The following is a 14237-nucleotide window of genomic DNA, read 5'->3' as shown; positions in this document are numbered from 1 at the left end:
CGGACGTGCTGTACTCCGCGGCCGGTAACAGCGCCGACGAGCACTGGTACAACCGGGGCATCATCGGCTGGAGCTTCGAGGTCGGCGCGGACGTCTACAACCCGGAGACCAAGCGCTTCGAGGCGGTCGGCTTCCAGCCGCCGTTCGAGGAGGGCCACGAGGAGGCGATGGAGTTCTCGTCCGGCCAGATCGGCATCCTGGAGGTGGCCCGTGAGTACGCCGATGACAAGAAGAAACCCGCCTCCAAGGTGAAGGTGACCGACCGGACCGACACGTCGACCACGTTCACCTTCGAGGTCGACGAGCCCGCCAACGTCTACTACACCCTGGACGGCAGCCGGCCGACGCTGAACTCCACCAAGCTTCTCGCCGCGGGAATGCGCGAGGGCTCCCAGCAGATCACGCTCGACAAGACCTCCGACATCCACTGGTTCGCCGTGGACATCGCGGGCAACGTGGAGAGCAACTACAAGCCCGACGGCAATGGCAACAACTACCGCAAGGAGAAGGTGGAGGTCAGCAACCTCCGCTGACCTCTTGAGATGTTCGTGCGGCCGCCGGTCCACCGGCCGGCGGCCGTCCCGATGAGGGGCGACGCCGGCGATCTCCGCGCGCCGCGGGCGGGCGCCTAATGGCCGGTTCTGAAGGCGGCCATCGGGATGTGCAGCCAGGTCGGGCGGTTGCGGGCCTCGTAGACGACCTCGTAGGCGGCCTTGTCGAGTTCCAGGGCGCGGAGCAGGACGGCGTCCTCGGCGCGCAGGTGGCCGCCTCCGGCGGAGTAGCCGGCCAGGAAGGAGGAGCGGTTGAGCTCGGCCCACTCGACCGCGCGGGGGCGCAGCTCGTCGGCGTCGATGTGGTCGGCCAGCAGGTGGCGGGCCGCGTAGTCGAAGGAGCGGAGCATCCCGGCCACGTCGCGCAGTGGTGAGGCCAGGGCCCGGCGCTCGGCGATGGGCTGTCCAGGCTCGCCCTCGAAGTCGAGGATGATCCAGTCTGTGGGGGTCCGCATCACCTGGCCGAGGTGGTAGTCGCCGTGGACGCGCTGGACCGGTATCTCCCTGGCCACCTCGGAGACCCGCTGGTACGCCTCCTCGGCGACATGGGCGTGCTCGCGGAGCTCGGGCACCTCGGCGACCGCGACGGCCAGGCGGCGGCCGAACTCCTCGACCATCCGCTTGACCTCCTGCGACTCGATCACGTCGACGGGGAAGGCGGCGGCCAGCTCGTGGTGGACCTGGGCGGTGGCCACGCCGAGGCGGAAGGACTCGGCGCTGAAGTCGCCGCCCGCCTCCGAGGCCGAGGACTCCAGGGCGCCGTAGAGGTCGCGGACGCTGGCCAGTGCCAGCGCCCAGCCGTCGTTGGAGTTCGACAGGAACTCCTGGGTCATCGCCATCGTGGTGGGCTCGCCGTCGAGGTCGGTCTCGATCCAGCCGTACGGCCGCGCGATGTGGGTGCCGTCACGGAGGGCCAGGGCGGTGACGATCTCCAGTTCCGGGTTGACCCCGGGGGTCAGGCGGCGGAACAGCTTGCAGATGTAGGTGTCGCCGTACACCAGGGAGGTGTTGGACTGCTCGGCGTTGAGCACCAGGCTCCGCAGGGAGGTGTTGATCTCCACCCCGTCGAGGTGGCGGAAGCGGAGCGGGCCCAGATCGCGGTTCTCCGCCATGCCTGTCAGCAGGACGCAGGTGAGGTCGGCGTCATAGGCGGCGTCGTAGTAGTCCTCGCCGATGTGGGCGGGCTTGAAGCGGTACTCATCGGGCGCGTCGGTGCCGAGCAGCAGCTGGTACCGGTCGCGTGCCCCGGCCTGGTGCACCGAGATGACCAGGTGGCGCAGGCGTGGTCCGAGTTGCACGTCCGAGTCGACGACGAGATTGTCGATCGGGCGCCCCTTACCGGCGAACCATCGTTGATGGGTGATCCAACCGGTAAGGAGCTCCGTCAACACGGCTTTACGCCTCCTGGGATACGGGCGGCAGGGTGAACCAGTAGAACCCATGCCCAGGGAGCGTCAAAAGATACGGAAGTTCGCCAATCGGTGGGAAAGGAACCCCGCCCATCGTCTCCACCGGAATCGATCCCTCGAAGCGGCGGAGGTCCAGCTCCACCGGTTGCGGGAATCTGGAGAGGTTGTTGACGCACAGGATCCGGTCGTCGCCGAGCTCCCGTACGTAGGCCAGGACGCTCGGATTGGAGGAGTTCAGCTCGGTGAACGCGCCGAGGCCGAAGACCGAGTGGCGCTTGCGGATGTCGATCATCCGCTTGGTCCAGTGCAGCAGCGAGCCCGCGCTCCGCTGCTGGGCCTCGACGTTGAGCGCCTGGTAGCCGTAGATCGGGTCCATGATGACCGGGAGATACAGCCGGCCGGGGTCGCAGTCGGAGAATCCCGCGTTGCGGTCGGGGCTCCACTGCATCGGGGTACGGACCCCGTCACGGTCGCCCAGCCAGATGTTGTCCCCCATGCCGATCTCGTCGCCGTAGTACAGCACGGGAGAACCGGGCAGGGAGAGCAGCAACGCCGTGAACAGCTCGATCTGGTTGCGGTCGTTCTCCAGCAGCGGCGCCAGCCGTCGCCGGATGCCGACGTTGGCCCGCATCCGGGGATCCTTGGCGTACTCCGAGTACATGTAGTCGCGCTCGTCGTCCGTCACCATCTCAAGCGTGAGCTCGTCGTGGTTGCGGAGGAAGATGCCCCACTGGCAGTTCTCCGGGATCTTCGGCGTCTGGGCCATGATCTCCGAGATCGGGTAACGCGACTCCCTCCTGACCGCCATGAAGATGCGCGGCATCAGCGGAAAGTGGAACGCCATGTGGCACTCGTCGCCACCGGTGGCGGGGTCGCCGAAGTACTCGACCACGTCGGCGGGCCACTGGTTGGCCTCGGCCAGCAGCACCCGGTCGGGGTAGAGCCGGTCGACCTCCGCCCTGACCCGCTTCAGGTACTCATGGGTCCTGGGCAGGTTCTCGCAGTTGGTGCCGTCCTGCTCGAACAGGTACGGGATGGCGTCCATCCGGAACCCGTCGATGCCGAGGTCCAGCCAGAAGCGGAGCACCTCCAGCATCGCGTCCTGCACGTCGGGGTTCTCGTAGTTGAGGTCCGGCTGGTGCGAGAAGAAACGGTGCCAGTAGTACTGTCCCCGGACCGGGTCGTGCGACCAGTTGGACGTCTCGGTGTCTATGAAGATGATCCGGGCGTCCTTGTAGAGCTCGTCGTGGTCGTTCCAGACGTAGAAGTCGCCGAAAGGACCCTCGGGGTCGTGCCGGGAGGCCTGGAACCACGGGTGCTGGTCACTGGTGTGGTTCATCACCAGGTCGGCGATGACCCGCATGCCGCGCTTGTGCGCCTCGTCGACCAGCTTCACGAAGTCTCCGAGGTCCCCGAAGTCGGGAAGGATCTTCATGAAGTCGGCGATGTCGTACCCGCCGTCGCGCAGCGGTGACTCGTACAGCGGCAGCAGCCAGAGGCAGTCGACGCCGAGCCACTGGAGGTAGTCCAGTTTCTGGATGAGACCGCGGATGTCTCCGGTGCCGTCGCCGTTGGAGTCGGCGAAACCCCGGATGAGAACCTCGTAGAAGACGGCGCGCTTGAACCAGTAGGGATCGCGCGGCTCTTCCTCGTCGAAGGTGTTCGGAATTGGCTCAGGTAGCTGACTCACCAGTGGACTCCCCGCTGTTCTGCCGGTATACGCGTACCCGGCCGGCTCACCGCTGGCTCGCCGCCGCTGCACGCAGAGTGAAGACGTGCGCTGGGTGGATGTGGGGATCGAGGCGCACGTAGTTGTCCTGCCGCCACCGATACGACTCGCCCGACAGTTCGTCGTCCACGACGAACTCGGCTTGCCAGTCGAGACCGAGGGCGGGCATGTCCAGCGACACCGTCGCCTCGTGGGTGTTGTGCGGATCCAGATTCACGACCACGAGGACCACGTCGCCCAGGCCGTGCCGTCGTGTGGCCGTGTCGTAGGCGCCGGGCAGCCGCTTGGAGAAGCAGACCATGTCCGGATGGTTAACGCTGTGAAACCGTAGATTACGCAGTTCCTGGAGCGCCGGGTGCGCTCTTCGGAACAAATTGAGTTGCGTGATGAACGGGGCAAGGCTACGTCCTTCCCGCTCAGCCCCTACCCAATCACGGGGTTTGTATTGATATTTCTCACTATCTAGATATTCCTCACTGCCTGGTCTAACCGGTACATTCTCCGCAAGTTCATAACCTGCATAGACGCCCCAGGTCGGCATCGCCGTCGCCGCAAGTACTGCTCTGATGAGGAATGCCGGGACTCCCCCATGTTGAAGGTACTCGTGGAGAATGTCCGGAGTGTTAACAAACACGTTCGGCCGCATGTACGACGACGTCTCGTGGGAGAGCTCGCTCAGGTACTCCTCGACGTCCGAGCGCGAGTTCTTCCAGGTGAAGTACGTGTACGACTGATGGAAACCGACCTTGGCCAGCGTCCGCATCATCGCCGGCCGGGTGAACGCCTCGGCCAGGAACAGCACGTCCGGGTCCGTGGCGTTGATGTCGGCCAGCAGCTTCTCCCAGAAGGCCACCGGCTTGGTGTGCGGGTTGTCCACCCGGAAGATCCGCACGCCGTGATCCATCCAGAGCCGCACCACCCGCCTGATCTCCTCGTAGATCCCCTGGGGATCCTTGTCGAAGTTCAGCGGGTAGATGTCCTGGTACTTCTTCGGCGGGTTCTCCGCGTAGGCGATCGAGCCGTCGGCGCGGATGTTGAACCACTCCGGATGCTCGGTGACCCACGGGTGGTCGGGTGCGCACTGCAGGGCCAGGTCGATGGCGACCTCCATGCCCAGCTCGCGGGTCTTCGCCACGAAGGCGTCGAAGTCCTCGAAGGTGCCCAGGTCGGGGTGGATGGCGTCGTGACCGCCCTCCTGCGAGCCGATCGCCCAGGGCGAGCCGGGGTCGTACGGCTCGGGGGTCAGGGTGTTGTTGCGCCCCTTGCGGAAGCTCTGCCCGATCGGGTGGATCGGCGGCAGGTAGACGACGTCGAAGCCCATCTTCGCGACGGCCGGCAGCCGCTTCGCGGCAGTCTGGAAATTTCCGGACTTGGGGGCTGCGTCCCGCTCGATGATCGCGCCCTCGGAGCGCGGGAAGAACTCGTACCACGACCCGAACAGCGCCCTGCGGCGGTGGACCACCACCGAGCGCGGCGACGACCTCGTGATCAGCGTGCGCAGGGGGTGCGCGTGCAGCAGCGCGGCCGTCTCCGGAAGCTGGGCGACGGTGAACCGGGCACGCGGGTCGATCCGGGTGTCACGGAGCCTGGCGGCCACCGCCTGGAGCGCGGCGCGGTGCCCGCACGCGTGTGCCTGGGTGACCTTGCCCCGTCTCGCGGTCCTCGCCGCGGGGGTCCTGCCGCTCACCGGCCTGCCGGTCGCGACACTGCCGGTCGCCGGCCCGCAGTCGGCGGCCCGTACGGCTCTCGCCGCGCGGTCGAAGAGCCGGGCGCCCTCCTCGCACATCAGGTCGGCGTCCAGGTCGCGCGGGATCTTGATGCTCGCGTCGTGCAGCCAGGTGGCCAGGGGATCACCCCAGGCCTCCACCCGGAAGCGCCACTCGCCCTCGGTGGGCAGCGTCACCTCCACGCCCCAGCGGTCGGTGCCGGGCCCGAGCTCGCCCATGGGCAGCAGCGGCCCGCGCACGCCGTCGGGGCCGGTGAACACGACCCCTGCGGCGACCGCGTCGTGTCCCTCGCGGAACACGGTCGCGGAGATCTCGAAGGTCTCACCCGCGGCGGCCTTCGCGGGGTAACGCCCGCATTCGACCGTGGGGTAGATGTCCAGGATTGGGATTCGTCCGATCATCGCGTCTCAAGGTAGCGGCGGCACGCCCGGTACCGCCGGGGAAGTCAGCAAGGAAGGATCTTCGATTTTCAAGCGTCCCCGGCGGCCGTTTTCGGGGCAGGGCGGAACCCTGCCCTGCCGGGACGGCCGGTTCCGAGGGCAGTGCATTCTGGCTCGTAGGTCCGTGCCCTAATAGTCCATCTTCATGCGTGCCGGTGGATAGAGTGCGGGACCTCTTACTCTTCGGCGAGTTGTCCTAACAGTCGATCACCGGCCTTTGATGTGTTTGGGGGTGATTGATAACGGTGAGAGGGAGACGGGTGAGTGTTTGAGTCGCCCTCGTGGCGCTGAGTAACTAGGGTCTGGCACCGTGAGAGCTATTCGCAGGTTTACCGTTCGCACCGTCCTGCCCCCCGAGCTGGCCTCCCTCGGGGAGCTCGTGCTGAATTTGCGCTGGTCGTGGCACCCGGAGACATTGGATCTGTTCGGCGAGGTCGATCCGGCGATCTGGGGGCGTGTCGGGTACGACCCCGTCGCCCTGCTGGGTGCGGTGGAGGCCGAAAGGCTCCGCGAGCTCGCCGCCGACCGCCGCTTCCTGCGGCGGCTGGCCGACGCGGCCGACGATCTCCGCGAATACATGACCGCTCCCCGCTGGTACCAGACCATCTCCGACGCTCCCCGGAGCATCGCCTACTTCTCGCCCGAGTACGGCATCGCCGCCGCCCTGCCGCAGTACTCCGGCGGCCTCGGCATTCTCGCCGGCGACCACCTCAAGGCGGCCAGCGACCTCGGCGTGCCCATCCTGGCCGTCGGCCTGCTCTACCGGCACGGCTACTTCACCCAGTCCCTCTCGCCCGAGGGCTGGCAGCTTGAGCACTACCCCTCCCTCGATCCGGGCGGCCTGCCGCTGACCCTGCTGAAGGAGCAGGACGGCACCCCGGTACGGATCAAGCTCAGCCTTCCCGAGCAGCGCACGCTGCACGCCCAGGTCTGGGTGCTCCAGGTCGGCAGGGTGCCGCTGCTGCTGCTCGACTCCGACGTGGCCGAGAACGACACCGCGGCCCGCGACGTCACCGACCGCCTGTACGGCGGCGGCACCGACCACCGCCTGCTCCAGGAGCTGCTGCTCGGCGTCGGCGGCGTCCGCGCCATCCGGGCCTACTGCCGGGTCACCGGGCACGCCGAGCCCGAGGTGTTCCACACCAACGAGGGGCACGCCGGCTTCCTCGGCCTGGAGCGCATCCGCGAACTCACCGAGGCCAGGCTCTCCTTCGACGAGGCGCTGGAGGCGGTGCGGGCCGGCACCGTCTTCACCACGCACACCCCGGTGCCCGCCGGGATCGACCGCTTCCCCGCGGAGATGATCGCCCGCCAGTTCGGCGGCGACAACGCGTGGCCCACGGTCCCGACCGACCGCATCCTCGCGCTCGGCGCCGAGGACGAGCCGGGCAAGTTCAACATGGCCGCGATGGGCATGCGGCTGGCCCAGCGCGTCAACGGCGTCTCCGAGCTGCACGGCGCGGTGAGCCGGGAGATGTTCCAGTGGCTCTGGCCCGGCTTCGACGCCGACGAGGTCCCGATCGGGTTCATCACCAACGGCGTGCACGCGCCCACCTGGGTGGGCCGCGAGATCATGGAGCTGGCCGGCCAGGAGCTGCCCACGCTGGTCGAGCGGGCCCAGGGCTGGGAGAGCATCACCAAGATCTCCGACGGTGACGTCTGGGGCATCCGGGGGAGGCTGCGCGAGAAGCTGGTCAGGGCGGCTCGCGCCCGGCTCCGCCAGTCGTGGCTCAACCGGGGCGCCTCCCCGCCCGAGCTCGGCTGGATCGACGAAGCCCTCGACCCCGAGGTGCTGACCATCGGCTTCGCCCGCCGGGTGCCCTCGTACAAGCGGCTCACCCTGATGCTGTCCGACCCCGAGAGGCTCCGGGCGCTGCTGCTCGACCCGGTCAAGCCGGTCCAGATCGTGATCGCGGGCAAGGCGCACCCGGCCGACGAGGGCGGCAAGAAGCTCATCCAGCAGATCGTGAAGTTCGCCGACGCAGAGGACGTGCGGCACCGCATCGTCTTCCTGCCCGACTACGACATGGCCCTGGGCCAGCTGCTCGTCCAGGGTTGCGACGTGTGGATGAACAACCCGCTCCGCCCGCTGGAGGCGTGCGGCACGTCCGGCATGAAGGCGGCGCTCAACGGCGGGCTCAACCTGTCCATCCGCGACGGCTGGTGGGACGAGTGGTACGACGGCACCAACGGCTGGGCCATCCCCACCGCCGACGGCGTCGCCGACCCCGACCGCCGCGACGAGCTGGAGGCCACCGCCCTCTACGACCTGATCGAGCACGAGGTGGCCGACCGGTTCTACGACCGCGCGGACGGCCTGCCCCGGCGCTGGCTGGAAATGGTCAGGCACACCCTGACCTCGCTCGGCCCCAAGGTGCTCGCCGGGCGGATGCTCCGCGACTACGTGGTCGGTCTCTACGCCCCCGCGGCCTCCTCCGCGCGCGCCCTGTCCGGCGACGGGTACGAGCAGGCCAGGAGCTTCGCGGCGTGGAAGCTCAGGGTCGGCAGGGCCTGGCCGGGCGTGCGGGTCGAGCACGTGGAGGCCTCGGGTCTCGGCGACACCCCCGAGCTCGGCTCGTCCCTGGGGCTGAAGGCCACCATCGTCCTCGGCGAGCTGGAGCCCGGTGACATCCGGGTCCAGGCGGCCTACGGGCGGGTCGGGGACCACGACGACCTGGCCGCCCCCGCCTACGCCGACCTGACGGTCGAGAACGTGGGTGACGACGGCAGGGCCGTCTTCGGCGGGACCATCCCGCTGGAGCGCACCGGCCCCTTCGGCTACACGGTCCGGGTCGTTCCCGACCACTCCCTGGTGGCATCGCCCGCGGAACTCGGCCTGGTCACGGTGCCGGAGGAGCCGGTGGGCATGACCAACGGCACCCTCCGTTGAGCGCGCGTCCACCCGGCGCGCGCGGGGTGCACGCGCCAGGTGGACGGCGCCGTCAGGCGTTGGCCTCCAGAGCCGTACGGACGGCAGACTCCAGGGCGCCCTCGATCCAGGAGTGTTTGAGCGAGGTGTGCTCGCCCGCGAAGTGCAGCCGCCCGACGGGTGCGGTGATGGCGGGGTGGATCTCGGTCATCTGGCCCGGGGTGAAGACCGCGGCCTCGCCGAAGGCGTAGCGGTTGCGCAGCCAGCTCTGGGTCTGGCCATGGCCGGTGTAGAAGTCGGCGATGCGCTCCCCGTGCACCTCCTGCAGTCCGCGCAGCGCGTGGCCGTAGCGCTCGGCGTCGTCCATGGAGTCCCACCGGGAGGCGTCGTCGGCCCATGCGTAGCTGGCCAGCACGACGCCGCCCTCGCTGCCGCGCACCGGGTGTGAGGGGAAGTAGATGAACCTGTTGGCGTTGTCGGTGACCGAGCCGCCGCCCGTCACGTGGCTCGCGGGCCCAGGGCGGTAGCGGGGGCCCAGCTCGCGCTTCCAGTCTCGCTCGTCGAACTCCCACCAGCGCCTGCGGAACTCCAGCAGCACCTTGGTCGCGGAGTCGTAGTGCAGCTCGATCACCGCGCGCCGCTTCGGGTAGGGCAGAGCCGGGGTGATCTCCACGTGGCGCAGCGCGGAGAACGGGATCGTGATGATCGCGAGATCTCCCTCGAACGTCTCGCCCCTGCCCTGGGGCCGGGAGGCGGACTCGGTGCTGCCCGTCTCGGTGACCGTCTCGACGCGCACCCCCCGGGCGGTGTGCTGGATCCGCACGGCCCGGCGGTCCATCCGGATGTTCCTGCGCAGCCCGGGCTCCAGCCGGTAGGGCAGCTCCCGGCTGCCTCCGGCCATCTCCCAGTAGGTCGCCGACGGGTTGACCAGGCTCCGGGTGAGGAAGGTGTGCATGAACGACAGCGGCAGCCGGGAGGTCAGGTTCTCGATGGTGCCGATGGCGTCGATGGCCGCGTCGCTCAGCCTGGCGTGCTCCCGGAGGAAGCGGTTCATGGAGTGGTCGTCGAAGTCGTACAGCACGCGGGCCCAGCCTTCGATCAGCTCGGGCAGCGGCTTGTCGACCCGCTCGGAGCCGCGGACGACGGAGAAGTAGTCCCTGACCGGATCCAGCGCCTCGTCCAGGATCCTTCCCGCGGTCCTGTCGTCCCTGAGCCCGAACGAGGCGTTGATCTTTCGTGGGTCCCTGGCGTACTCGTCGCGCCGTTGCGAGATGCCGTTGACCCGGATCCAGGTGTGGTTCGTCCGCTGCGGTGCGGTGAACTCCCCGCGGGACGGCCCGGAGCGCCAGACCGGTCCGCGGCGCGAGGTGTAGACGACCGGCGGTGTCGGTCCGCTCGCCGCGTCGCCGGGCCGCACGTCGACGTTGTAGAACAGGCGGCGGGAGATGCCGAGCTTGTCGATCAGCGCGAGGGTGAGCGGGTGGAAGTCGGGGATGCGCATCGCCCCCGCCTCGGCGTACTGCCGTCGGTCGGCGAAACCGGTCCGGAAGGTCTTGATCCGGCCGCCGATCCGGTTGCCGTTGGCCTCGATGACGGTGACCCGGTGCCCGGCCCGCTTCAGCAGCGTGGCGGCCACCAGGCCGGAGATCCCGGCGCCGACGACCAGGATCCTCTTGGGGCTGCGGGTCCTGGGCAGGCCCTTGTCGATCAGCACCCTGAGGTATTCGAGTTTGAGGTCCGCGCCGTCCTCGTCGATCAGCAGCAGATCCCGTGCCACCTTCAGGCAGGTGTCCCAGCGCTCTCCGCCGCGCGGCTCCCGCCGGGTGCCGGTGGGGGCCGGGGCGGCCGAGGCCGTGGGAGCCATGGGAGCCATGGGGGCCACGGCGGAGCCCATGGCTCCCACCGCGCCCAGCCCTGCCAGCCTGGCGAATCCTCGCCGGTCGATACCTGTCACGGCATCCTCCTGTTGCTAGTCACTCTAGGTAATGAGATGACTACTATCGGTTTGCCTTCCGGTGTGCCAGGATCTTCCAGGCTGTGACTCCAACCGATGTGACGGAGCCTGTTTTTTTGCGGTTTTTGTCGCAATGGACAGACGGAGGGCCGGTGGGTGGGTGATGGCGCCCGGGAGTGGAATATCAAGCCGGATCGGACAAAAGCTCTTTTATCGGGCAAAACGTGATAATGGACCTCTTTTGTCTAGTTCTCTCTCCTTTTATGTGGGAATGGCTAGATAGCCGACATATCGCACAGGCTGGAGTGAGCATTGAACGCATGGACGTTCGAGGGGCAGCCGGGTCCGCTGGGCGACACCACGGTCACCCTGGTCGAGGGTGGCTCCTTCTGCGTGTGCGCGCGCAACGGCGACATCCGGCCCGGCGGGGCGCAGGGTGTCTACCACGCCGACACCCGGCTGCTCTCGCGCTGGGAGCTCAGGGTGGACGAGACGGCGGTGGAGCCCCTCAGGGTGCTGCCGGCCGAGCCGTACCACGCGACGTTCCTCGGCAGGGCCGGCCCCCGCCCGGGGCGGGTCGAGAGCAGTCTGCTCGTGATCAGGGACCGCTACGTCGGCGGCGGCCTCCGTGAGGACCTGACCCTGCGCAACCTGGCCGACGAGCCCGCCGGATGCGTCGTCGACATCCACGTGGCCTCCGATGTGGCGGACCTGTTCGAGGTGAAGGCGGGCCGGGTCAGGCACGTGGCCGACGTGGAGATGACGGCCGACAGGTCGGGGCTGCTGATCATCTCCACCTGCCGCTCGCGCGGCACCAGGGTGGTGGCGGAGCCGGCGCCGTTCGCCGTGCCGGGCATGCTCATCTTCAGGGTCGTGGTGCCCACCCGGGGCGAGTGGACCGTCAGCCTGCAGGTCAACCCGATCCTGGAGGGCGAGGAGTCGCCGGCCTGGTTCTCCACGCGCTATCCCCTGGAGCACGCGGAACCCGCCAGGCGCCGGGCCGACTGGGAGCGCCTCAGCCCGGTCGTCGTCACCTCCGACCGCCTCCTGGCAAAGGTGCTGGAACGTTCCAAGGAGGATCTCGGCGCGCTCCGGCTCTTCGAATCCGACAGGCCGGAGGAACCGCCGACCATCGCCGCGGGCGCGCCGTGGTTCATGACCCTGTTCGGCCGCGACTCGCTGCTGGCCTCGTGGATGGCGCTCCAGATGGACCAGTGCCTGGCGCTGGGCACCCTGCGCCGCCTGGCCAGGCTCCAGGGCACCGTCAACGACCCGCTCACCGAGGAGGAGCCGGGCAAGATCCTGCACGAGCTCCGCTTCGGGACCCAGGTCGGTGCCTCGCCGCAGGCCGGCCGCGCCTACTACGGCTCGGTGGACTCGACCCCGCTGTTCGTGATGGTCCTGGGCGAACTACGCCGATGGGGCATGCACGGGGAGGCCGTCGAGGAACTCATGCCGCACGCCGACGCCGCCCTCGACTGGATCAACAGGTGCGCCGACCCGTTCCTGTCCTACCGGCGCAAGACCGACCACGGACTGATCAACCAGGGATGGAAGGACTCCTTTGACGGCATCAACTTCGCCGACGGCACCCTCGCCCGCCCGCCCATCGCCCTGGCGGAGGTCCAGGGCTACGTCTACGCCGCCTACATCGCCCGCGCCCACTTCGCCCACGAGATCGGCGACGCGACTCTGGAGGAGCAGTGGACGGCCCGCGCGAGCCGGATCAGGGACGCCTTCAACGAGCGCTTCTGGCTGCCGGACCGGGGCTACTACGCCGTCGGTCTCGACGGCGCCGGGCGCGCCATCGACAGTCTCGCCTCCAACATGGGGCACTGCCTGTGGGCCGGCATCGTCGACGAGGACCGGGCCGCACAGGTCGCCGAGCGACTGCTCTCGCCGGAGATGTTCACCGGGTACGGGGTGCGGACCCTCGCCTCCACCATGGGCGCCTACAACCCGATGAGCTACCACAACGGCTCGGTCTGGCCGCACGACAACGCCCTGATCGCGTCCGGGCTGATGCGCTACGGCTTCACGCGGGAGGCGCAGCGGATCGCCTACGGCCTGCTGGACGCGGCCGAGGCCTTCGGCTGGCGGCTGCCCGAGCTGTTCTGCGGGTTCGACCGGGCCGAGTTCACCTGGCCCGTGCCGTACCCCACCTCCTGCTCCCCGCAGGCGTGGGCCGCGGCGAGCCCCATCCAGCTGGTCAGGAGCCTGCTGCGCTTCGAGCCGTGGATTCCCTACGGGCGGGTGTGGCTGGATCCGGTCGGGCTGGAGGGCCTGCGGATCCAGGGGCTGCCGCTCGCGGACTCCAGGGTCACGATCGACGTCGGCGCGTCCGGCGCCGCCATCAGCGGGCTGCCGGACGGGATCACCCTGATCAACGCGCCGCGCAGCCCGCTGACCGCCGCCCTGAGGCAGGTGCACTGACCGTTTCCTTCGTCTCTCTCCAGGTGAGGTCGCCATGGTTTCTTCCAGAGCTGTCCCGGGGTGGTCCAACGGCATGCGCATCCTGATGATCGCGCCGCCCTGGTACGACGTACCACCCCACGGCTACGGGGGCATCGAGTCGATGGTGGCGGGCCTCGTCGCCGGGCTGACCCGGCGCGGGCACGACGTCACGATGATCGGGGCGGGCACGGCGGGGACGCCGGCGCGCTTCCTGGCCACCTACGGGCGGGCGCCGTCCGAGCGGATCGGCGAGGCGCTGCCCGAGGTCCTGCACGCCGCCAGGGCGTACGCGATGAGCTCGGAGCTCGTCGTGGACGTGATCCACGACCACTCCCTGGCCGGTCCGCTGACCGCGCCCGCGCAGGCCGTGCCGACCGTGATCACCTGCCACGGCGAGGTGGGGGGCGAGTACGGCGAGTACTACCGGGTGCTCGGCGCGGGCATGTCCATGGTCGCCATCTCCGAGGCCCAGCGGCGTATCGCCCCCGACCTGAACTGGGCGGGGGTCGTCCACAACGCCGTCGACGTCGAGGCCTTCCCCTTCAGGGAACGCAAGGAGGACTGGACGCTCTGGCTGGGCAGGTTCAGCGAGGACAAGGGCGCCCACCTGGCCATCGACGCCGCCCGTGCGGCCGGGCGGCGCATCCTGCTGGCCGGCAAGCTCACGGAGAAGATCGAGCACGACTACTTCGACGCCTATGTCAGGCCACGCCTGGGTCCCGACGCCGAATACGTCGGCGAGGCAGACACCGCCCGCAAACGCGAGTTGCTGGCCGCGGCCAGGTGCCTGGTCTTCCCGGTCCTCTGGGAGGAGCCGTTCGGGATGGTGATGATCGAGGCCATGGCCTGCGGCACGCCCGTGGTCGCCCTGGGCCGGGGCGCGGTGCCCGAGGTGGTCGTGGACGGGGTCACCGGATTCATCCGGAGCGCCCCCGCGGAGCTCCCCGCCGCCATCGAGGCGGCCGGCGTGCTCGCCCCGCACGCCTGCCGCTCCCGGGCGGAGCGTTTCTTCGGGGTGGAGACGATGGCCCGCGCGTACGAGGCGATCTATCGCAGGGTGGTCGCCGGGCCGTCGAGGCGGACCGGAGAGCGCGTCGCGGCGAG

General features: G+C 69.0%; 8 protein-coding genes. 4 read left to right on the top strand and 4 right to left on the bottom strand.

Features of this window, described 5'->3' with window-relative positions; genetic code table 11:
• The coding region (locus ABZ260_RS31825; protein ID WP_355625201.1) for a chitobiase/beta-hexosaminidase C-terminal domain-containing protein at positions 1-533 on the top strand (533 nt) is incomplete at its 5' end.
• Between the two features lie 95 nt (positions 534-628).
• On the opposite strand, the gene ABZ260_RS31820 is transcribed toward ABZ260_RS31825, so the two are convergent.
• From ABZ260_RS31820 to ABZ260_RS31810, 3 genes are read right to left on the bottom strand one after another with little or no spacing between them, the layout of a single operon-like run.
• Positions 629-1942 carry an aminoglycoside phosphotransferase gene (locus tag ABZ260_RS31820; protein WP_355625199.1) on the bottom strand — a complete coding sequence of 438 codons (1314 nt, stop codon included), beginning with the start codon at positions 1940-1942 and terminating at the stop codon, positions 629-631.
• A 4-nt stretch (positions 1943-1946) separates the two neighbouring features.
• Entirely contained in the window at positions 1947-3650 is a 1704-nt protein-coding gene (gene treS / locus ABZ260_RS31815) for a maltose alpha-D-glucosyltransferase (RefSeq protein WP_350914588.1), read from the bottom strand.
• A gap of 46 nt (positions 3651-3696) precedes the next feature.
• Positions 3697-5817, bottom strand: coding sequence for an alpha-1,4-glucan--maltose-1-phosphate maltosyltransferase (locus ABZ260_RS31810; protein WP_355625196.1), 2121 nt, complete (start codon positions 5815-5817; stop codon positions 3697-3699).
• A 349-nt stretch (positions 5818-6166) separates the two neighbouring features.
• Here ABZ260_RS31810 and glgP point away from each other — a divergent pair, with 349 nt between their 5' ends.
• Positions 6167-8746 (top strand): alpha-glucan family phosphorylase, encoded by a 2580-nt coding sequence (gene glgP, locus ABZ260_RS31805; RefSeq protein WP_355625194.1) that lies wholly within the window; start codon positions 6167-6169, stop codon positions 8744-8746.
• Between the two features lie 52 nt (positions 8747-8798).
• On the opposite strand, the gene ABZ260_RS31800 is transcribed toward glgP, so the two are convergent.
• On the bottom strand, positions 8799-10679 hold the full coding sequence (locus ABZ260_RS31800) for an FAD-dependent oxidoreductase (RefSeq protein ID WP_355625192.1): 1881 nt from the start codon (positions 10677-10679) through the stop codon (positions 8799-8801).
• Between the two features lie 312 nt (positions 10680-10991).
• On the opposite strand from ABZ260_RS31800, the gene ABZ260_RS31795 reads away from it, so the two are divergent.
• Together ABZ260_RS31795 and ABZ260_RS31790 are read left to right on the top strand one after the other, a co-directional pair.
• A complete protein-coding gene (locus ABZ260_RS31795) occupies positions 10992-13112 on the top strand; it encodes a glycogen debranching N-terminal domain-containing protein (RefSeq protein ID WP_355625190.1) in 2121 nt (706 codons plus the stop codon).
• A gap of 73 nt (positions 13113-13185) precedes the next feature.
• A partial coding sequence (locus ABZ260_RS31790) for a glycosyltransferase family 4 protein (protein WP_355625188.1) occupies positions 13186-14237 on the top strand: 1052 nt, incomplete at its 3' end.

The sequence above is a fragment of the Streptosporangium sp. NPDC006013 genome (assembly GCF_040614275.1).
In the GTDB taxonomy this organism is placed as follows: domain Bacteria; phylum Actinomycetota; class Actinomycetes; order Streptosporangiales; family Streptosporangiaceae; genus Streptosporangium.
This window is presented reverse-complemented; position numbering and strand designations above follow the sequence as displayed.

Excerpts from the sequence above, each read along its gene's own strand:
- ABZ260_RS31810 (WP_355625196.1), bottom strand. The coding sequence starts at position 5,817 with ATGATCGGACGAATCCCAATCCTGGACATCTACCCCACGGTCGAATGC.